This is a genomic window from Colwellia sp. Bg11-28, assembly GCF_002836245.1.
In the GTDB taxonomy this organism is placed as follows: domain Bacteria; phylum Pseudomonadota; class Gammaproteobacteria; order Enterobacterales; family Alteromonadaceae; genus Colwellia; species Colwellia psychrerythraea_A.
Genome location: NZ_PJBA01000003.1, coordinates 87,875 through 109,648, shown reverse-complemented (window position 1 = coordinate 109,648; position 21,774 = coordinate 87,875). Strand labels below are relative to the sequence as shown.

Genomic DNA, 21,774 nt, shown 5'->3' with positions numbered 1-21,774 from the left:
ATTTTTAAGTGCAGTTAAGCGCTATGCTTTGTTTTTTCAGCTTTGTAGACAGAGGCGCATGCCTTACTCAGATTTTTCAAATACAAAGTGGCAATAAAAAAGGCACTTATTAGGTACCTTTTTTGTGTGTTTAACTTATCGTTAAACGTTATTCATCCTCAACTTCGTAAGCACTAAAGTCAGTAATTCCCTTTGCTTCAAGCAAGCGTCTGACACTTGCAGGTAACTTCTCATTATTATCTTTTGCTAAATCTTCATCATCAGGCAGGGGTTGCCCAGTAAATGCATGTAAGAACGCTTCACATAACAATTCACTATTTGTAGCATGGCGAAGGTTATTTACTTGGCGTCTAGTACGTTCATCTGTCAACACTTTTAAGACGCGCAAAGGAATAGAAACGGTAATTTTCTTTACTTGCTCGCTCTTTTTACCGTGTTCGGCATAGGGATTTATATACTCTTCATTCCACTGAGCCATCGATATTCCTCTATCTTGTTATAACGTATTCTAAAATGTAATAGTATAGATTTTACCTGTTGCATAAAACCAGTCAAGTAGAAGTTTAGAAGTCTAAAATTACTTGACCCAATTAATGAAAGTGTTTAGAGTTATAGACGTCCAAACATCTAAACGCTGATGTTGCTATATATCGGCGTTATTACTGATAAAACATGCGAATTAAACACTGCGTTTCATTACCTAGCATAATTAATGGAGAGAACTAAATGTCGATTACTAAAAAAGGTAATATTACCACTTCGGCAGTAAGAGCCGGTATTAATACCGACCAGCAGCATGGCGCTGTGGTTGCTCCTATTTACCTATCCAGTACCTATTCATTAAAGGGCTTTAATAACAAACGCCAATTTGATTATTCTCGTACGGGTAACCCAACACGAGCTACTTTTGCTGGCGCGATTGCAGAGTTAGAGCAAGGCAGTGTTGGTATTGTTACCAGTACTGGCATGGCAGCAGTGCATTTAATTTGTCAGTTATTATCTACCCAAGACACGGTCGTCATTCCTCATGATTGTTATGGCGGTAGTTTTAGATTATTTACTCATTTAGCTAAACGTGGTCAATTCAAGCTTATTGTTGTGGATCAAAATAATCAACAAGCACTGGATAATGCGTTAGCACATAAGCCAAAATTGGTGTTACTTGAAAGCCCAAGTAATCCTTTATTACGTTTGGTAGATATTGAAGTAGTAACCAAAGCGTGTCACGCAGTAGGTGCATTAGTCGCGGTAGATAACACGTTTTTATCTCCAGCGCTGCAACAACCTCTTACGCTAGGCGCTGATATTGTTTTTCACTCAACCACTAAGTACATTAATGGTCATAGTGATGTAGTGGGCGGTGTTGTCGTTGCTAAAACCGAAGAGTTAGGTGAGCAGTTAGCGTGGTGGGCGAATTGTATTGGTATTACCGGCAGTGCCTTTGATAGTTTCCTCGCGTTACGTGGTTTAAAAACATTACCGGTGCGAATGAAGCAACACCAAGAAAATGCGCTACGAGTTGCTGATTTTTTAAAAAATCACGATGCTATTGATGCGATATATTTCCCAGGTTTTCCTGAACACACAGGTCATCATATTGCCAAAAAACAGCAGTATGGCTTTGGTGCAATGTTAAGCTTTGAAATAAAGGGTGACGTTGAAGCGGTAAAAAAATTATTTGAAAACCTCGAATTGTTCACCCTTGCACAATCATTAGGTGGTGTTGAAAGTCTGATCAGTCACCCATCAACTATGACACATGCAGGTATGACAATCCCAGATCAGCTTGAAGCGGGGATTACTCAGTCTTTAGTACGTATATCTGTAGGCATTGAAGATATTGATGACATATTAGCTGATTTAGCCCATGGTTTAACGCAGAGCCAACTGTAATAACAAACAGATTAGCAGGCAGAGAGATGAAACAAGAGAATACGATTGTAAATAAGGTCAACGAAGATAAAGCAGTGTCTAGCAACGAAATTGCAGATATTGATTTTATTGCTGAAGTAGATGCAGAAAATAAATTGGCTAAACATGCTATTCAAGTACATAAATTTGGTGGTAGTTCATTAGCAACGCCCAAATGTATTAAACGTGCGCTTGAAATTATCCGTGAAAATTGTCAGTTAAACGATATCGTTGTGGTCTCAGCTAATGGTAAAACAACTGACCGTTTATTTGCTCTCTATTCTCTGGTCGAACGAACCATCGCAGAAGATACAATACAAAAAAGTGATGAATTAACTCAAGCGATTGATGAGTTAGCGAAAGAGCAAGCGCAACTTATTACTGAATTATTGAATGCTAATAATACCAAGCAATTATTGCTTAGGTTGCATAAAGACATTGAGCAATTAACGACTTGGTTAACCGCGGATATTGTTCAGCATCACAATGATGTTTTAGCCTTAGGTGAAGTATGGTCAGCAAGATTGTTGTCGGCGTTACTTAATGAGCAAGTTTGCCCAAGTAATAGTATCGATTCTCGTGATTTTCTTGTTATCGATAATGAACAAAGTTGCGTAGTGGATACTGCGCTAAGTGCTGCACAATTAAGACAAAGACGTCAGTTTGGTAAGTTAGCGGTTATTACTGGTTATATCAGTAAAGATTCTCGTGGTAAAAGCTGTACCTTAGGCCGTAACGGTAGTGATTACTCCGCGACTATTATCGCGTCTTTAGTTGCCGCTGGAAATGTGACTCTATGGACAGATGTTGATGGTATTTACAGTGCCGATCCTCGTGTTGTTCCTAGCGCTAGAAAATTACATCGTTTACCCAATGGCGTCGCAAAAGAACTAGGCCGCTTGGGTAACCCCGTTTTGCATGCTAAAACCTTATTACCATTGATTAACCCATTAAGTGAGCATCATACCCATCTGCATGTCGCTAGTAGTTTTGATGCCCAAGTCATCGGCACTGAAATTGGTAAGTTTGGGCAGATTGCTAAGCAAGAGTTATCTGTAACCTACCTTAATGATTTATTGCTAGCGCAATCGGTGAGCTTTATAGGTGAAGCTGCAACTAGGGCGAAGGCTGAGTTTTCCCCTATCTGTATAGATGACCAAAAGGGCTTTATGGTCATCACACAAGGACAACAAAAAGCCTTGAGTGATTGGTTGGCGAGTCATGATGTTGAAATTACTTTTAAGCCGGTTGCTATTATCGCAACCGTTGGCCATCGCGTAGCTGAACGTGGTGATATCAGGGCGCGCTTTAAACGCTCATTAAAAGCCGCTAAACCATTGAACTTGGTTGGTAGTGATAATAATCATAGCGTGATTGCTATTTTACCTGAACCTTGTTCAATTGAGCTCTTAAATACAGTCCACCATGAGATGACAAAAGATGCTCGTCATATTGGCTTAGTTGTTGCGGGTATGGGCAATATAGGCGAACGTTTTTTAGAATTATTACCCGCGCAGCTTAATAAAGTATACGCGTTAGAGAATTTACATTTAGTTGGTTTGCTTTCATCGAAAAAAGCGTTAATTAACAATGATGGTATTGATGTAAACCAAGCAACTTCATTGTTTGCTCAAGAAGCCCAAAGCTATGATCACGAACAGCTTATTTCTTGGTTGACCCAAAATCCATACGATGAGTTAATTGTGGTAGACATCACGCCTAGCGAAGATTTTAGTTTATTGTATGAACAGATGTTTGCTCTAGGTGTACATGTGATTGGTGCCAATAAGTGGGCTGCTTCAAGCAGTACAGCTCATTATAATAATTTAGTCAATACTGCGGATAGTCATAATAGTTTATGGTTAGGCAATACTACGGTAGGTGCGGGTTTACCAATCAATTATGCTATTGATGACTTGCGTCAAAGTGGCGATAGCATCAGTGAGTTATCAGGTATATTTTCAGGTACGCTCTCGTGGTTATTTGAAACCTATGATGGCAGTTCAAAGTTTTCAGAGCTGTTATTAAATGCTTTGGCACAAGGCATTACCGAGCCTGATCCTCGAGAAGATTTATCAGGTAGAGATGTAAAGCGTAAGTTACTCATTTTAGCGCGAAAAGCGGGTTTTGAATTAGCATTAGATGATATTGATTGTCAAAACTTAGTGCCAGAAGCATTACAAGCTTTATCAACTAGTGAATTCTTAGCCAGAGCTAATGAGCTAGATGAGTATTTTGCTACCGCGTTATCTGAAGCGAATCGTAAAGGTGCGTGCATTCGCTATGTTGCTCGTTTTCAGCATAATCCAGAAACAGGTATTAGTGCAAAAGTCAGTTTAGAAGTGCTGCCGCAAAGTGATGCTTTTGCCAACCTAACCCCTTGTGACAATATTTTTCAAATCAGTAGTCATTGGTATCAAGATAACCCTTTGATTATTCGTGGTCCCGGTGCTGGACGTGACGTCACGGCTGGCGGTTTACACTCAGATCTCGTTAAGATTTGTCAGCAGCTTGCTCATAAACAAAGTCAAGTGAAGATAAAGGGCATTAACTAGAGATTACGAGTGACAAAGTGCTGAAAAAACCAATGTTTTATGCCGTTCATTAGGTGTTTATCCTCAAAAGTAAACTGTTATTATCTTGATTCATAATGTTAATCAAATCATTGTGAATCAAGGTAATTGTCCTTTCTCTAAGTATTGCTTTTAGTAATAATTCCTAGCATGATAGATATTATTTATTCACTCTAGCGGTGCAATGGCTAAAGATACCCCCCATCAAACACATTACACACGACAAATTCATCATTTGTTGGCCAAAGTATACGGACGAAGTGCGGTTAAAGACTCTTTATTAGACCGCGCCGTTGGCTATTTTGAGCAAGAAGAATTTACTCCTTCAGACGAGAAAAAATCTGCAGAAGAGTCTCCTTTAAAATTAATGGAACGTACCGAGAGACATGCGAGTTTATTGGCCATTTCGTTAACAATCATAGAGCTCGCGGAAGGAGATAGTTATGCTGAAAATAACCGAAAATCAGCCCAATTCCTCGGTACTATTCAATTATTAAGTCCAACTGAGGGTAAACGTGTCGCCACGAGTAATGAGCAGAGTAAATCGATTTATAAAGCGTTATTATGCTTACGATTACTTGACCGCTTAATTATTGATGGTCAGATGCGTGAGCCTTACATTAATAAGTTTTTAACCGATATCTCTACTGAGCAATTTATTGATTTTGCTAATCATGATGCTGAAAAATATCAACGCTTTGTCGCGCAAGTTAAAGTGCCACTGGTTATAGCGGCGTTATTACAAGATATTGGTAATTATCACCCAAAAGCGCAAACTATACTGTGCGGTGCTGAGGGAGGATTAGACCCTTTTCGCACCCTAGAAATTAAGCAAAGAAAAGAATTACTACAAATTAATTATCGTGAGACTATAAAATACATCAGTGAAGGGATTGGCATTCCTACTTTTGTTGGTAATACAAAGGCAGAGCGAGAGCAATTCTTTTTAGATGAAAAAGATAAATTAGCTTTCATAAAACAATTACTGAAAAGTAGCGTTAATCCAAAAAATACTATTGGTAATATACTCAAAGTACCGCAAATTTACACTTCGATAATTTTATCTACCAAAGCAAGTTACAACTACAAGTTATTACCAAAAGTTTTTCAGGTATTAAATAAAAATGCTGAGCTTGGTGCTTGTGCACAAAGCGTTGTTGATGCCTTATATAAAATCACCGGTATGTTTCCACAAGGTTTTGGTGTTGTTTATATGCCGTTAGGGGAATTTGGTGACCACAGCGATTGTTATGAATATGCCATTGTAAATAGGCTTTATCCGACGAGTCCAGAGCAGCCTAATTGTCGAATGGCCACACGACAATTAACATTTATTGGCTATGGCCAGAATAGTGTCATTAAAAATACGAGCAATTTATATTTCACTCAAACAGCGAAGAAGTTGGCAACTTTGAGTAAAGAGCGCTTGAATGAAATATTAGCGTTATTAAGCTCAAACTCCCAAGAGAGGCAACAGTTAGATTTATTACCGCGTTGTTGGCATGCTAATGAGTACTTCTCAATTAAAGCCAATCAAAATCTTTGGAATAACATTGAGTCATAATACTTTGAGATAAAGTGATTTTACATAAGGATATGAAATAATGACAAATAAAGTAAAAAGTAAGCGTATTGCGGCAATTGATTGGATGCGAGGCTTTGTCATGATCATCATGGTGCTTGATCATGTGTCAATGGCCTATAACAAAGAGCATTTATCGACGGACTCAGCAGCCAGTTATATAATAGGCTCACCGCTGCCAGCATTTGAATTTTTTACCCGTTGGATAAGTCACATTTGCGCACCCGTATTTGTCTTCCTTGCTGGCACCGCTTTAGCTATAAGTGTCGAACGAAAGCTCTCTCGAGGTTTTGACAGCAAAGCGATTGATAAAGATATTTTGCTTCGTGGTGCTTTTATTGCGTTACTCGATCCAACAATCACTTCATTCTTTTCTGGTAAGCTTATTTTCCAAGTACTTTATGCTATAGGTATTGCCATGATGTGTATGGCTTTCTTTCGACGTTTATCGAGTACACAGCTGCTCATTATTGCCATGGCTTGGATTTTAGGTGGTGAATTAGTGACTGCTCAGTTTTGGTTTGCTGGAGGACAGGAGCAATCAATCATTGTTGCTTTGTTAATCGGTAAATATTCCTCAGCAGATTTAAGTATTTCTTACGCCCTCGTACCTTGGCTATCTGTGATGATACTGGGTTGGGTGTTTGGTCGGTATATTCTAGATTATGGTGATGGGAAAGTTACCATTAGCCCTGCCAATTTACTGTTCCGTTTAGGTTTCACCGCGTTAGCTGCTTTTATTGCTATCCGTTACTTTAATGATTACGGCAACATGTTCTTATTAAGAGAAGATAATAGCTGGCAACAATGGTTACATGTAAGCAAGTACCCACCATCGGCGAGTTTTATCATGCTTGAGTTAGGACTTATGGCGGTAATTTTAGCGTTAATGATTAAGGTTGAGCAGAAAATAGGTGTGCGACCTAATGGCGTATTGCTTGTTTTTGGGCAAACCTCAATGATGTTTTACTTAGTGCATCGAATCTTCTTAACGGGAACTGCCACCTATGGAGGTTTGAGTGATTTTACTAACCTTACAAATACCTACATTATTAGTGGCGTATTACTGTTGCTCCTTTTTCCATTTTGTATATGGTATCGAAGCTTTAAAGTTAAGCACCCTGATTCACTTTGGTTGAAATACTTATAAAAAAGCTAAGGAAACGCAGTCATAGTAATATTATGACTGCACTTTTGCGGGAATGTATCTTACCTATAAACAGTAATGTTGGATCATTTTTGTTAGCAGCTTTTCGGTTTTATCAATTTCACTATGCGCTAAAAATTCATTAGGTTGGTGGGCTTGATCGATTGAGCCAGGGCCAAGCACTATGGTTTGACAGCCAAGTTGCTGAATGTAGGGGGCTTCTGTGGCGTAATTAACAGCACAACAACTATGGCCACTAATCTCTTGTGCAATATCAATCAATGTACTGGGTTTCTTTTGCTCAAAACTTGGTGAACTTGGATGCATTTCTTCAAAACTAATTCTACCTGGGTAAAGTTCTGCCAGTGGTTTAAGTGCCTCGCTCAGCCAGTTAATTAATTCATCATCACTCATGCCTGGCAGTGATCGTAAATCGATATCTAAATGACAATGCCCACAAATTCTATTGGCATTATCTCCACCAGAAATAGCACCTAAGTTTAACGTTGGTGCCGGAACATCAAATGCTTGGTTTTCATAATAGAGCTGAAATTTTTCTTTTAGCTCTATTAACTGACCAATGACCTTATACATTATCTCTATGGCATTAATACCTAGGTTTGGTTTGCTTGAGTGGCCAGATTTACCTTCGACACTAATACGATGTGACATGTGACCTTTATGCATAACCACAGGTACCAAATTGGTTGGCTCACCAATAATGGCTACATCAGGTTTTATTGCCTGACTTTTAGCGAAAAAGCGTGCTCCTGCCATGGTTGTTTCTTCATCTGCGGTGGCAAGAATGTATAGAGGTTTTTTAAGTTGGTCAGCTCTCAAATTTTTACAAACTTGCAAAATGAAAGCGAAGAAACCTTTCATATCACAGGTACCTAAACCAAAAAATTTATCGTCTTGATTTACGACCGTATGAGGATTAGATTGCCAGCGGTTTTCATCAAAGGGAACTGTGTCACTGTGGCCTGCTAGTAATAAACCACCTTCACCACTCCCTAACTTGGCAAGCAAATTAAATTTATTACTGGTGTTGGGTACTGCTTGAATTTCAATGTTAAAACCGAGTTGCTCAAACCAAGTTGCCAAGAGTTGGATCACCTCTTTATTGCCTTGATCCCAGCTCGGTTGTGTGGAGCTGATCGAAGGGCAGGCGATTAACTGGCTTAAACTTTGACTAAAATTAGGCAGTTGTGTCATATAGAACCTATAAATTGAATATTTACTTAAATACTTATGCTGATTAGTTGCATAACTACCCACGTAGTGTTACTTTATATTACTAGTGTAAATAACATGCTTTCATAAGGCTACTTCAAAAATGACAAAGGCTATATTAGATTCGAATAACAGTGTACAAAAAGTAGCGATTATAGGCGCGAGTGGCTATGCTGGCGCAGAGCTTGTGGGCTTATTATATAAACACAGCCAAGCACACATTTGTCATTTAGTTGTCTCTGAAAATAGTAGTTCAGAAGGAAAGTTATTTAGTGAATTACACGGCAGATTCCAAGGGATTTGTGATTTACCGTTAGAAGCATTTTCTGCCGCTTGGTTTGATGAATACGCAGCAAAATTGGATGTAGTGTTTTTTGCCACTCCTCATGAATTTAGTGCGGATTGGGCGCAAGCGTTTGTTGAAGCCGGTGTTAAAGTGTTTGACCTTTCAGGTGGTTTTAGACTAAAAGATGCTGCAGATTATCCAAAATATTATGGTTTTGAACACGCTAATATCGACGCATTATCATCGGCTAAGTATGGCTTAGCTGAATGGCAACACGATGAGATTGCTAATACAAATTTAGTCGCTGTTCCTGGTTGTTATCCAACGGCAAGTTTACTTTGTTTAAAACCGCTTACCAGTAACAATTTAGTGGTAGAAAATTCATTGGTTGTGGTTAATGGTATAAGCGGAGTGAGTGGTGCAGGAAGAAACGCATCATTAGCGACTAACTTTAATGAAGTGAGTTTAAAAGCGTATAACGTATTACAGCACAGACATCAGCCAGAAATATCACAAGAAGCCGCTATAGATGTTATTTTCAATCCGCATTTAGCGCCCTACAAAAGAGGGCTTTTAGCAACGGTCACTTTGAAACTTAAAGCTGGGGTTACTACTGCGCAAGTACAGCAGGCTTTTCAACAGGCATATAGTGATAAGCCTTTAGTCAGATTAGTAGCAAGTTGGCCAGAAATAGGTAATGTTGCTCATACACCATTTGCTGATGTGCACTGGCAGTTTGATGAAGACAAGCAAGTTGTGGTGGCGAGTTGTGCTATAGATAACCTACTAAAAGGCGCCGCTTCACAAGCCGTACAATGTTTTAATATTTCACTTGGCTTGGCCAGCGAATACTCATTAATCAGCACTTGTTAATATATACCTATTAATAAATACTCATTAAGCAAAACGTAAAAAATTAGCGATAGCACCGAGTTAAGGAATAGTAATGAATAACCCAGTATTGAAACCATTAGTCATTAAAATTGGCGGCGCCATTCTTGAAAAAGAATCCGCGCTTAATGCCTTATTAAACGTAATTTCACAGCTGAAAAATAAACAAGTGGTTTTGGTCCATGGCGGTGGTTGTGTCGTTGATGAAATGTTGGCTCAAGCTGGTTTTACTACCGAGAAAAAACACGGTTTACGTGTAACCCCAAAAGAGCAGGTAGGCTTGATAAGTGGTGCTCTTGCTGGCACGGTTAATAAAGCTATTGTTGGCACCGCTAATAGTATGGATTTAGCCGCCGTAGGTTTATCGTTAAATGATGGTGATATGATCAGTTGTACGCTATCTACTCAAGACTTAGGTCAAGTGGGTGTTCCACAAACTAATAACAGTAAATTATTAGACTGTTTATTAAAAGCCAAATTTCTACCGGTAATTTCTTCTATTGGTGCGCTAGACAATGGTGATTTAGTTAATGTTAATGCTGACGATGCTGCAGTTGCTATTTGTCAGTTACTCAATGCGGAACTCTTGTTACTAACGGATGTGAATGGCGTTAAAGATGCTGACGGTGAGTATTTATCGTCACTTAACGCCGAACAAGCGCAAAAGCTAATCGAGCAAGGTGTTATTGCAGGTGGTATGACAGCGAAAGTAAATGCTGCCTTGCACGCCGCACAACAATTACGACGAAGTATCGCGGTTGCCAGCTGGCAATCGCCAGAGCAAATTACCCAATTACTTGATGGTCATGGTGTTGGCACACAAATCCAACCTAACTAAGTACAGCGGTTATCATCAAAGCGTTTTAAAGGAATATTGAGAGAAAATACTTATGTCGACAAATATAGCATTACAACAATTAAACAATTTTTTGGCTGATGATCAGCTAAATAAAAGCGAATTATTAGCATTAATCGAATTAGCGATTAACATTAAGCAAAACCCTGCGGATTATAGTCAAGTATTGGCTGGTAAGTCAGTGGCTATGATCTTTGAAAAACCGTCGTTAAGAACTCATGTTAGCTTTGATATGGGCATCAGTAAACTAGGCGGTCATGCACTGTACTTGGGCCAACAAAATGGTAAGTTAGGTGAACGTGAACGTGTTAGTGATTATGCAAAAAACTTATCTTGTTTTGCTGATGCTATCGTTGCTCGGGTATTTAGCCATGATTCAATTCAAGGTTTAGCTGAACATGCTAGTGTTCCGGTAATTAATGCTTTGTGCGATGTTTATCATCCATGTCAGGCGCTTGCTGACTTTGTTACTTTATCAGAGACTTACCCTGATTTAAGCCAAGTAAAACTAGCGTATGTGGGGGATGGTAATAATGTTTCCAATTCATTAATGATTATGGCGGCAATTTTAGGTGTAGATTTCACGTTAATTAGCCCTGAGGGTCATGAAGCGCAAGCTGACATCGTTGAAAAAACCAAACAACTTGCGCAAGAGTCAGGGTGTCAGTTGACGCTTACTAATGATATCAACGGCATTGGTAAACAAGATGTCATTTATACCGATACTTGGATTTCTATGGGTGATGAAGATAGTAGCAAGAAAGCTGAAATATTAGCTAAATTTGCACCCTATCAAGTAAATCATGATCTGATGGAAAAAGCGCAAGCGACCATGGTGTTACACTGCCAACCAGCGCATTTGGAAGAAGAAATAACCACGAAGTTATTTGATAGTGAATTATCAAAAGTATTCCAACAAGCAGAAAATAGAATGTGGGCACAAAATGCCGTACTTGTTGCACTATTTAGTAAGTAATCCCTGTGTTAAGTATTGGTCGATTTGACAGCGTTTTGAATAATTAATACAAACTAATTTTGGCTAAGTTAGTAATGATACTAACTAGCTATATCTAAAAATTTAAGAGAGAAGAACATGGCTTTAGCAAAGAAAACAATTAAAAAAGTAGTACTGGCATATTCAGGTGGATTAGATACTTCAGCTATCATTCCATGGTTAAAAGAAAATTACGACGGTTGTGAAGTTATCGCGTTTTGTGCTGATGTAGGCCAAGGTGATGAAGAACTTGAAGGCGTTAAAGAAAAAGCCATAGCATCAGGTGCATCAGAATGTTACGTAGTTGATCTTAAAGAAGAATATGTAAAAGAATATATCTACCCAATTCTGAAAACAGGTTCAGTGTATGAAGGTCAATATTTGTTAGGTACGTCAATGGCACGTCCTATCATTGCTAAAGCACACATAGAAGTTGCGCTTAAAGTTGGCGCTGATGCAGTGTGTCATGGCTGTACCGGTAAGGGTAACGACCAAGTACGTTTTGAATCTTGTTTTGCCGCTTTAGCGCCAGAGCTTACTGTTATTGCACCATGGCGTGAATGGGACATGGTTTCTCGTGAAGACTTACTTGATTATTTAGCAGAACGTAATATTCCTTGTGCTGCTTCATTAACTAAAATCTATAGCCGTGATGCAAACGCTTGGCATATCTCTCATGAAGGTGGTGAGTTAGAAGACCCATGGTGTGAGCCATCAAAAGAAGTATGGACCATGACGGTTGATCCAATGGATGCGCCAGATGTGCCGGAAAAAGTACAATTAAGCTTTAAAGAAGGTGAATTGGTTGGTATTGATGGTAAAGATTTTTCTCAACATGGCGCTGGTGCCTATGAAGCCTTAATGTACCTTAACGAGAAAGGTTCAGCACACGGTGTCGGCAGAATTGATATCGTAGAAAATCGTTTAGTCGGTATGAAATCTCGTGGTTGTTATGAAACACCAGGAGGTACTATTTTAATGGCCGCTTACAAAGGCTTAGAAACGCTTATTCTAGACAAAGAATCACTTAAATACCGTGAATCTGTAGGACTTGAATTCTCTCATGTTATCTATGACGGACGTTGGTTTACACCACTTGCTAAAGCACAGCTAGCCTCTGCTGCATCGTTTGCTGAAAAGCTAACAGGTGATGTTGTTGTTAAATTATACAAAGGTATGGCGCAAGTGATTCAACGTCGCTCTCCAAATAGTTTGTATTCTGAAGCGTTTGCTACTTTTGGCGCTGATGATGTTTACGACCAAAAACATGCCGAAGGTTTTATTCGTTTATTTAGTCTATCAAGCAGAATTACCGCGCTTTCTCAAAAAGACTCTTTAAAAGATAAGGCAGAATAACAATGGCTTTATGGGGCGGCCGCTTTAAAGGCGAAGCTAGCGTACAATTTAAAAGATTCAATGACTCACTACCAGTGGATTACCGCATGGCAGTGCAAGACATTGTTGGTTCAATTGCTTGGGCAGGTGCTATTAATAGTGTTGGCGTAATAAGTGATGAAGAGCACATACGTTTAGTGGCAGCACTTAATGAGTTAAAAGCGTCTGTTGAAGCCGATCCTGAGCAAATTTTGTTATCAGATGCGGAAGATATTCACAGTTGGGTGGAACTTCAGTTAATTGAAAAAACCGGTGATTTAGGTAAGAAGCTCCATACAGGTCGTAGTCGTAATGACCAAGTAGCAACTGATTTAAAGCTGTGGTGTAAAGAAACTGGTGGCGATTTATTGTTTGCACTGGTGAATCTACAGCAAGCGATGATGAATTTAGCTGAACGTGAAAAAGATACTGTGTTACCGGGTTATACCCATCTTCAAAGAGCACAACCGGTTACTTTCGGTCATTGGTGTTTAGCGTATGTTGAAATGTTTAACCGTGATATTGGTCGTTTAAAAGATGCGCTTTATCGTTTAGATGTTTCGCCATTAGGCTCTGGTGCTTTAGCAGGTACTGCTTATCCAATAGATCGTAATGCTTTAGCACATAGCTTAGGTTTTAGAACGGCCACGATGAATAGCCTTGATGCTGTTTCTGATAGAGATCATGTTATTGAATTGTTGGCTTCAGCCAGTATTTCGATGATGCATTTATCACGTTTTGCAGAAGATTTAATTTTCTATAATTCAGGTGAAGCTGGTTTTGTAGAGATGAGTGACTTAGTTAGCTCTGGCTCCTCATTAATGCCACAGAAAAAAAATCCGGATGCGTGTGAATTAATTCGTGGTAAATCAGGACGTGTTTTTGGTGCATTAACGGGCATGTTAACCACAATGAAAGCGTTGGCGCTTGCCTATAATAAAGATATGCAAGAAGACAAAGAAGGTTTGTTTGACGCGCTTGATACGTGGCAAGAATGTATGGAAATGGCTGTGTTAGTTGCTGACGGTTTAAAAGTTAATCGTTCTCGTACATTGGCGGCGGCTCAACAAGGTTATGCCAATGCGACTGAGCTTGCTGATTATTTAGTGGGTAAAGACATTCCGTTCCGTGAAGCACATCATATTGTTGGTGAAGTGGTATTAGCTGCCATCGATAAAGGTGTACCTTTAGAAGACTTAACCATAAGTCAACTGAAAGAGTTTAGTGATAAAATTGAGCAAGATGTTTATCAACACCTTTCAATTGAATCAACGCTTAATAAGCGTGAAGCGCTTGGTGGTACTTCACGTTCACAAGTTAAAAAAGCGCTGGCAACTACGCAGTCTGGCAATGAAGCTATTTTAAATGAACAAGTTGTTGGCGCACCAGGAAAACAACGAATTGAAGGGGCACTTAAGCAAGTAAAACAGCGCTTAAATGCACAACGCGCTGCAGCTATGTCTGTTCGTCGAGCCAGAATGTCTGATGTTGATTGTATCCATCAACTGACTAACTTTTGGGCTGATAAAGGTGAGATTTTACCTCGAACTCGTGACAATATAATCCATGATATTCAGAATTTCGTCGTAGCTGAACTTGACGGTAATGTTGTTGGCACCGCATCGCTTTACATTTATCAAACAGGTTTAGCAGAAATACGCTCTGTTGTTGTGCAAGATGATGCACAAAAGCAAGGTCAAGGTGAGGCGCTTGTTCAATATTTGTTAGAATTTGCTAATCAAATGGAATTAGAACAGATTATTGTTTTAACTTACATTCCTCAGTATTTTGAACAGCTTGGTTTTAACGTAATAGATAAGAACTCGCTCGCCGATAATATCATTGAAGACAGTGAACCAAGCCCGCATAAAGATCCTGCTGATGAAGTAGCGATGGAATATATTGTTGGTCAAAGTAAGTAGTCTTTACTGAAAATACCTAAGTTATATTAAAGAATGGAAAACATGAATAATAGCGAGCAAAATTACGTTAAATGGTTTAGAAATGCAGCGCCCTATATTAATGCCCATCGTGGAAAAACGGTGGTACTTATGTTTGGTGGTGAAGCAGTTACGCATCCAAATTTTGCTAATATTATTCATGATATTTCATTGTTACGTAGTTTAGGTGTGAAGTTAGTGGTAGTGCATGGCGCAAGGCCACAAATTGTAGATCGCATGCAGCAACGAGGTCTTGAGGAAAATGTTGTAAGCAATATTCGAGTCACTGATGCACAAACATTAGTGGCTGTGAAGGATGCTACCGGCTCCTTGCGTCTTCATATCGAAGCATTGCTTTCTACGGGGGTGGTTAATTCACCTATGCACGGCTCGCAAATTCGAGTTAGTACAGGTAATTTTGTCATTGCAAAACCTATGGGTGTTCGCAATGGCATTGATTATAAGTACACAGGTACTGTGAGAAGAATAGACTCAGATGGCATTAACATGCAGCTGGACTACGGCTCAATTGTTTTACTTTCTCCCATTGGTTATTCACCAACAGGTGAAGTGTTTAACTTGGCTTTAGAGGATGTGGCTACACAAACAGCTATCTCACTGAAAGCAGATAAGCTTATTGCATTCACTGAAGACGAAGGACTTATTGATAAGTCTGGAAAGTTAATTCGTAGCTGTAGTGTTCGCACGGTAAAAACCTTGCTTGATGAAAAAGACTGCCATGTGCGTCAGCTATTACTCCGCTCAATCATTCAAAGTGGTGAAAACGGGGTAGAGCGTTGTCATTGTGTTAGTTATCAAAGTGATACTGCATTGTTGCAAGAACTATTTACCCGTGATGGTGCGGGTACTTTGATTGCCAAAGATCATAAGGAATTGATTGCTACTGCAACTATTGATGATGTTGCTGGAATTCTAGAATTGATTCAGCCGCTCGAGGAGGAGGGGGTTTTAGTGAAGCGCTCTCGTGAGTTACTGGAGATGGAAATAGAATATTTCACTGTGCTTAAAAAAGAAGAAGTCATTATCGCTTGTGCTGCTTTATATCCTTATCCTGAAGCAAAAATGGCTGAGGTTGCCTGTGTTGTTATTGACCCTGATTACCGGAAAGGCAATCGAGGTGAAAGAATTATCAATGCATTAGAGTTGAGTGCAAAAAAGAAAGGCTTAACGTCGCTCTTTTTATTGACTACCGTCAGCGGACATTGGTTTCTAGAACAAGGTTTTGTTGAGGCATCACTTGAAAGGTTACCTGAAGGGAAGAAACAGATGTATAACTTTCAACGTAACTCAAAAGTCTTTATCAAAGATATATAACTGATGGTTCTAATGGTGATATTCAGCTAGACACTGGATCTGATGAAGACGATATAAACAAAAAGCAGCTAGTGTAAATCACTCGCTGCTTTTTTGTTTTTGTAAGATGAAGAACAACTGACTTTACAGAGTCAACTCCTGATTAAAACAGCTCTTCCTCTTCTTCTTTTTGCTGACCGCCAGATAATATTTCACTGCTACTGTCTTCAGTAACATATTCTGTTGGTACTTTTCCTAGACGGAAGTATTCAAATTGACTGGTTTTATCGGTCTTGGTGGTCAACTTTCCTGTTGTTTTATCAATACGAACCGAAACAATATCCACGGGAGGTTGAAAAGCTTCTGGCTCAGCGTCAGCCAGAGCAATACGCATAAAGTCAATCCATGCCGGCTGCGCTGATTTCGCACCAAATTCTTTACCCGTTGTTTGATTTTTCCCTAAGTTATTATTATAAACGGATTGCCCCAGAATATGGCGAGGATCATCGAAACCTATCCATGAGGTGGTAACAATATTTCGACTAAACCCGGAAAACCAAGCATCTTTTGCTTCATTGGTTGTTCCCGTCTTACCTGCAATATCACGTCGCTTTAATGTTCTCGCTCGAAATCCTGTACCTTGCCAGACATGTTTAGTATTCCAATCGGCGCCCCAAATTGCACTATTAAGCGCTTGAGTGATTAAAAAAGCATTTTGTGGACTGATAATGCGACTTGCTTGTTTGATCTCAACAGTTTGATCGTCCTCAGATTGCTTAGATAGTTGTTCATCTTCAATTGTTATATTGTGATCTGAAATATTATTGCTTAATAGCTCCTGTTCTTGGGCAGTGTCATCTAATAAATCAGTTTGAATGCATGGATCACAAGCTATGGCCGGATCAGCTTGATAAATAATTTCACCATCGCTATTTTCAATACGCTGAATTAGATAGGGCTTTACTAAAAATCCGCCATTAGCAAACGCAGCAAAGCCTGTGGCGACTTCTAACGGTGTTAAGGAGGCAGAGCCAAGTGCTAATGTTTCATTGCGCGGTAAATCGTTAGCATTGAATCCAAAGGTGGTTAAGTGCTTTATGGTATTGGTAACGCCAATACTTTTTAATAATCGAACTGCGATCACATTTTTTGATTGTGCTAGTGCTAATCTAACTCTCAATAGACCCACATATTTTTCAGGCGAGTTTCTAGGACGCCATACAACCCCTGAACTTTTATCCCACTGATTTATCGGAGCATCATTCACTAATGAAGCTAGAGTGAATCCATGCTCGAGAGCTGCAGAATAAATAAAGGGCTTGATATTTGAACCCACTTGACGCTTAGCTTGAGTAACACGATTAAATTGACTTTGTTTGAAACTAAAGCCGCCAACGGCTGCTTTAATTGCACCATCATTTGGAGATAAAGACACAATGGCGGCACTAGCGGTTGGAAGTTGTCCTAGACGATAATTATTATCAGTCATCTTACTAACTAAAATGACATCACCATACTTCAGGATATCTTTTGCAGTTTTGGGTGGTCTACCTTGCTTTTGGTCATTAATATAAGGACGTGCCCAAGCTAATCCTTGCCACTTAATTGTTGCAGTCACTTTGTTGCGTAATTGAATACTGACCGACTGCTCTTCAACGGCAAGCACTATCGCCGGTTCAAGCATTTGATAATAAGTCGCATCTGATAACGCCTTGGATAGCTCTTTTTGTAACAATGGAACTATCTGTATTTCAGAAGTGTCGTCAGTAGATATTACTTGAGGTCTAAGTGAAGAGAGAGGTCCACGATATCCATGACGTTGGTCATAATTCAATAAATTATTTACCAGGGCTTGTTCTGCAGCGGTTTGTAGTTTTGCCGTTACAGTAGTAAATACTTTGTAGCCTTCTGTATAAGCTTTATCTTTTCCGTAACGCTTAAGCACTTCATTATGAGCCATTTCAGCAACGTAAGGAGCATTTAATTCAATTTCAGCACCATGTCTTTTTCCTGTGATAGGTGCATTCTTAGCTGTTTGATATTGTAGGTCAGAAATGTAGCCGCTCACTAGCATACGTTGAAGAACGACAGACCGTCGAGCTTGAGCTCGTTTTGGTGAACGAATAGGATTTAATGTTGAAGGAGCCTTAGGTAGCCCGGCGAGTACCGCAATTTGAGCAAGATTAAGCTCGTGAATCTCTTTACCGTAATAAACTTGAGCTGCGGCACCAAAGCCAAATGATCTATGACCCAATTCAATTTTATTAATGTATAGCATTAATATTTCATCTTTACTCAGTAAATTTTCAATGTGAAATGATAAAAATATTTCACGAATTTTACGTGTGTAAGTTACCTCACGAGTTAGGAAAAAATTACGTGCTACTTGCATAGTAATAGTACTAGCGCCGCCTTTATCTTGACCCATTAGTTTACCAAGCACAGCACGACCCATGCCTATTGGATCAACACCAAAATGTAAATAAAATCGGTCATCTTCGGTAGCTAATAAAGCATCAATAAGTTGTTGAGGAACTTCCTCTAGTGTTAATGGTGTACGTTTCTTTTCACCAAACTGTGAAATTAACAAACCATCTTGGCTATAAACTTGTAATGGTGTCTGCCAATGCAAGTCTTTTAATGACTCAACACTAGGTAAATCTGAACGCATCGAAAGGTATAAACTATAAACAGCAATTGAGACTAAAATTAACAGTATCAAGCTGACTTTTAATAAATTTTTGATTGACAACACAGCAAAAGACCAATTGGTGGATAAAAATGTAAGATAGTACTAGTATATCGTGTAAAAGCATGTAATAAATGTATTTATGCGTATTTTGCGTCTAAAATAATTACAAAAATAAAAATTGTAGGTCGTTATGCTAGACAAACTATGGAAAAAGAAAAACTCAATGATGGTTGGAATCGATATTGGTTCTCATTCAGCAAAGGCTGTACTATTGGGTCAGGGAAATGAAGGCTTTATAATTGAAGATTTTGCCATTGAGCCAATGCCTCGAGGTTCGGTTGTTGATCGTGAGATTCAAGATATCGAAGCTGTTGGTGCCGTTATAGCGAAACTGAGGAAAAAGATTTCTCCAAAAGCCACTGATGCAGCAGCTGCAGTATCAGGGCAAACTGTTATTACTAAATTGATTTATATGGATGTAGCTTTGACAGAGGATGAACTCGCAAGCCAAATTGAAATTGAAGCTGATAGCCTCATTCCATTTCCCCTTGATGAAGTTAGTTTAGACTTTGAAACCCTTGATGTTAATGAATCGGACCCTAGCAAAGTAAATGTGTTGCTTAGTGCGGCTCGAACTGAATCAATTGAAGCGCGTGTTGCAGCATTAGATGCCGGAGACTTCCATGCCAAGGTCATTGATGTTGAATCTTATGCCGTTGGCCGAGCTTATGATTTATGTTTAACACAACTTCCAGATGACGCAAAAGATAAAGTTGTGGCAATTGTTGATATAGGATCAACGGTCACACTGTTCTCAGCAACTGATGCGGGTAAACATATTTATAGTCGAGATCAAATGTTTGGAGGAGAACAGTACACTCGTTCTATTGTCTCTTATTACAATAAATCCTTTGAGCAGGCTGAAGAAGCAAAAACCTCTAACGACTTACCACCAAACTATACTTTTGAAGTCCTAGCACCTTTTCATACGGTGTTAATGCAGCAAATACGTCGTGCAATTCAGATGTTTTTAACGACCAGTGGTCAAAACAAAGTCGATTACTTATTGATTTCTGGCGGTACAGCGGCATTAGAAGGCATTGAAAGCTTGCTTACAGAAGAATTAGGAATACATACCGTTATTGCTAATCCATTCAATGATATGTCATGTGGTGAATCTATTGAGCAAGCTGAGCTTGACAATGTTGCACCTCAATTAATGGTGGCAACAGGTTTAGCCTTAAGGAGTTTTACCCCATGGCACATATAAACCTACTTCCTTGGCGCGCAGCAGCACTGAAGGCTCAGCAAAAAGAATACTTTACCGTTTTAGCCGCGGTTGGTTTACTTACCTTAGCTCTGGTTTTAGTTATTAATTTTTATTATCAAGCTCATATTGATGGTCAAAATAGTAAAAATCAATATTTGAAAAATGAAATTGCACAACTTGATATTCAGATTGATGAGATAAAAACCTTAAACGCGAAGAAATTAGCGTTACAAAAACGAATTAATGTTGTTGAACAATTACAACGTAGTCGTAATGTAGGCACACAAGTACTTGATGAAATAGCAAAAATCATCCCTAATGGTATCTATATAATCGAGCTAGAAAAACAAGGTAATACTTTACAGCTAACTGGAAAGAGTGAATCGAACAACCATTTAGCTAATATGATTCGTGCGGTTGAATTATCTGATTTATTTGTTGATGCGACTCCTGAATCTATTACTGCTGATGACGGCTCTCCTAAACTACTTAGTAGTTTTAAAATGAAAGTGAAAATTAAAGGCTTAGATGATGCTAATAAAGGGAGCAAATAATGAAATTTGATGCATCCCAGTTTGACAATCTTGAACTTGAAAATATAGGTCAATGGCCAGCAGCAGCAAAGTTGCTTTTAGCTATTTTCCTAGCGGTTATGGTCGGTTTTTTAGGTTATATGGGCTTGATTAGCGATCAAATGAAACAACTTGATCGTGTATCATCTGAAGAGCAAACTTTGAAAGAGTCTTACCGTGCTAAATACCATGTTGCCGCTAATTTAGATTTATTTCGCGCTCAAATGGTTGAAGCAGAAGATACTTTTGCTAATCAATTACGTAGTTTACCAAATAGTCATGAGATACCTGGTTTATTAGATGATATTACGTTTGTTGGTACAACAAGTGGTCTTGATTTTGTAAAATTAGAGTGGCAGCCAGAAATTAGTAAAGAAATTTATATTGAATTACCGATTGATATTGAAGTAATAGGTCCGTATCACTCCTTTGGCCAGTTTGTTAGTAAAATTGCTGGCTTACCTAGAATTGTGACCTTACACGACTTTAAAATTAGTATTTCACAAAGTGATAGTGAAATATTGAATTTAAAATTACAAGCTAAAACATACCGTTATCAAGAGGAGGCAGCCAAATGACAAACGTACGAAAAATATCGACCAAAATTATTTACAGTCTCACGGCGCTGACATTGGTATCGGGGTGTTTTGACGATACTACAGAAATAAAAACTCACATGGCTCAAGTGCAGGCAACAACGACCAATTACATTGATCCTATGCCAGAGGTGAATCCTTTTAATCATATCGCCTATTCTGCTGATGACCTACGTAGCCCATTTGTGTTACCTAGGCCTGAAGCTATTCAGCAAAAAATGCAACAGATGGCAGGATGTTTAAGTCCTGATACTAATCGTCGTAAGCAACCGTTAGAAAAGTATGCTTTAAGTGATTTAACTATGCGCGGTACTTTGGGTGATGCAAGTATGCTGTGGGCTTTATTGGAAGCCTCAGATTTGAGCCTGCATCGAGTTGCTTTAGGAAATTATCTTGGTTTATATAATGGCCGAATTACACAGGTGAGTGCAAAAACAGTGAAAATAATTGAATTAGCTCCAGATGGTGCAGGGTGTTGGGTAGAGCGTGAAGCTACATTAAATATCGTACAATCTGAAGAGTCAAATAAGTAAAGGAATTAAT

17 protein-coding genes are annotated in these 21,774 nt (G+C 39.0%); 14 read left to right on the top strand and 3 right to left on the bottom strand.

Annotated features, from left to right (window positions below):
- Positions 1–148: 148 nt before the first annotated feature.
- A complete protein-coding gene (metJ, locus tag CXF79_RS03360) occupies positions 149–478 on the bottom strand; it encodes a met regulon transcriptional regulator MetJ (RefSeq protein WP_011041315.1) in 330 nt (109 codons plus the stop codon).
- 248 nt (positions 479–726) lie between these two features.
- Here metJ and metB point away from each other — a divergent pair, with 248 nt between their 5' ends.
- From metB to CXF79_RS03340, 4 genes are all read left to right on the top strand, one after another.
- Positions 727–1,893: a cystathionine gamma-synthase gene (gene metB / locus CXF79_RS03355; protein ID WP_101153962.1), complete on the top strand. Its 1,167-nt coding sequence runs from the start codon at positions 727–729 to the stop codon at positions 1,891–1,893.
- Between the two features lie 26 nt (positions 1,894–1,919).
- Positions 1,920–4,466 carry a bifunctional aspartate kinase/homoserine dehydrogenase II gene (locus CXF79_RS03350; protein WP_101153961.1) on the top strand — a complete coding sequence of 849 codons (2,547 nt, stop codon included), beginning with the start codon at positions 1,920–1,922 and terminating at the stop codon, positions 4,464–4,466.
- 202 nt (positions 4,467–4,668) lie between these two features.
- Positions 4,669–6,048 (top strand): hypothetical protein, encoded by a 1,380-nt coding sequence (locus CXF79_RS03345; protein ID WP_101153960.1) that lies wholly within the window; start codon positions 4,669–4,671, stop codon positions 6,046–6,048.
- A 40-nt stretch (positions 6,049–6,088) separates the two neighbouring features.
- Positions 6,089–7,216, top strand: coding sequence for a DUF1624 domain-containing protein (locus CXF79_RS03340; RefSeq protein ID WP_101153959.1), 1,128 nt, complete (start codon positions 6,089–6,091; stop codon positions 7,214–7,216).
- A gap of 63 nt (positions 7,217–7,279) precedes the next feature.
- On the opposite strand, the gene argE is transcribed toward CXF79_RS03340, so the two are convergent.
- Positions 7,280–8,428 (bottom strand): acetylornithine deacetylase, encoded by a 1,149-nt coding sequence (gene argE, locus CXF79_RS03335; RefSeq protein WP_101153958.1) that lies wholly within the window; start codon positions 8,426–8,428, stop codon positions 7,280–7,282.
- Positions 8,429–8,549: 121 nt separating this feature from the next.
- On the opposite strand from argE, the gene argC reads away from it, so the two are divergent.
- The 6 genes from argC (at position 8,550) to argA (ending at position 16,122) form a co-directional block, all read left to right on the top strand.
- Positions 8,550–9,605 carry an N-acetyl-gamma-glutamyl-phosphate reductase gene (gene argC, locus CXF79_RS03330; RefSeq protein ID WP_101153957.1) on the top strand — a complete coding sequence of 352 codons (1,056 nt, stop codon included), beginning with the start codon at positions 8,550–8,552 and terminating at the stop codon, positions 9,603–9,605.
- 73 nt (positions 9,606–9,678) lie between these two features.
- Positions 9,679–10,461: an acetylglutamate kinase gene (argB, locus tag CXF79_RS03325; protein WP_011041322.1), complete on the top strand. Its 783-nt coding sequence runs from the start codon at positions 9,679–9,681 to the stop codon at positions 10,459–10,461.
- Positions 10,462–10,513: 52 nt separating this feature from the next.
- Positions 10,514–11,455, top strand: a complete 942-nt coding sequence (locus CXF79_RS03320; protein WP_101153956.1) for an ornithine carbamoyltransferase — start codon at positions 10,514–10,516, stop codon at positions 11,453–11,455.
- Positions 11,456–11,572: 117 nt separating this feature from the next.
- Positions 11,573–12,829 (top strand): argininosuccinate synthase, encoded by a 1,257-nt coding sequence (locus tag CXF79_RS03315; protein WP_011041324.1) that lies wholly within the window; start codon positions 11,573–11,575, stop codon positions 12,827–12,829.
- Positions 12,830–12,831: 2 nt separating this feature from the next.
- The gene (gene argH, locus CXF79_RS03310; protein ID WP_011041325.1) at positions 12,832–14,769 is read left to right on the top strand and encodes an argininosuccinate lyase; all 1,938 of its coding nucleotides are present in this window, start codon (positions 12,832–12,834) and stop codon (positions 14,767–14,769) included.
- A 42-nt stretch (positions 14,770–14,811) separates the two neighbouring features.
- Positions 14,812–16,122 carry an amino-acid N-acetyltransferase gene (gene argA, locus CXF79_RS03305; protein ID WP_011041326.1) on the top strand — a complete coding sequence of 437 codons (1,311 nt, stop codon included), beginning with the start codon at positions 14,812–14,814 and terminating at the stop codon, positions 16,120–16,122.
- Between the two features lie 142 nt (positions 16,123–16,264).
- Here the strand turns inward: argA and CXF79_RS03300 are convergent, their stop codons facing one another.
- Entirely contained in the window at positions 16,265–18,856 is a 2,592-nt protein-coding gene (locus CXF79_RS03300; protein WP_101153955.1) for a penicillin-binding protein 1A, read from the bottom strand.
- A gap of 127 nt (positions 18,857–18,983) precedes the next feature.
- On the opposite strand from CXF79_RS03300, the gene CXF79_RS03295 reads away from it, so the two are divergent.
- The 4 genes from CXF79_RS03295 to CXF79_RS03280 are packed head-to-tail and all read left to right on the top strand — an operon-like array spanning position 18,984 to position 21,764.
- Entirely contained in the window at positions 18,984–20,063 is a 1,080-nt protein-coding gene (locus tag CXF79_RS03295; protein WP_101153954.1) for a pilus assembly protein PilM, read from the top strand.
- Complete coding sequence (locus tag CXF79_RS03290) at positions 20,051–20,617, top strand: PilN domain-containing protein (protein WP_101153953.1); 567 nt, start codon at positions 20,051–20,053, stop codon at positions 20,615–20,617. The genes CXF79_RS03295 and CXF79_RS03290 overlap by 13 nt, the downstream gene beginning before the upstream one ends.
- Complete coding sequence (locus CXF79_RS03285; protein WP_101153952.1) at positions 20,617–21,213, top strand: type 4a pilus biogenesis protein PilO; 597 nt, start codon at positions 20,617–20,619, stop codon at positions 21,211–21,213. Before CXF79_RS03290 ends, CXF79_RS03285 begins: the two co-directional genes overlap by 1 nt.
- Positions 21,210–21,764 carry a pilus assembly protein PilP gene (locus CXF79_RS03280; RefSeq protein WP_101153951.1) on the top strand — a complete coding sequence of 185 codons (555 nt, stop codon included), beginning with the start codon at positions 21,210–21,212 and terminating at the stop codon, positions 21,762–21,764. The genes CXF79_RS03285 and CXF79_RS03280 overlap by 4 nt, the downstream gene beginning before the upstream one ends.
- Positions 21,765–21,774 lie beyond the last annotated feature (10 nt).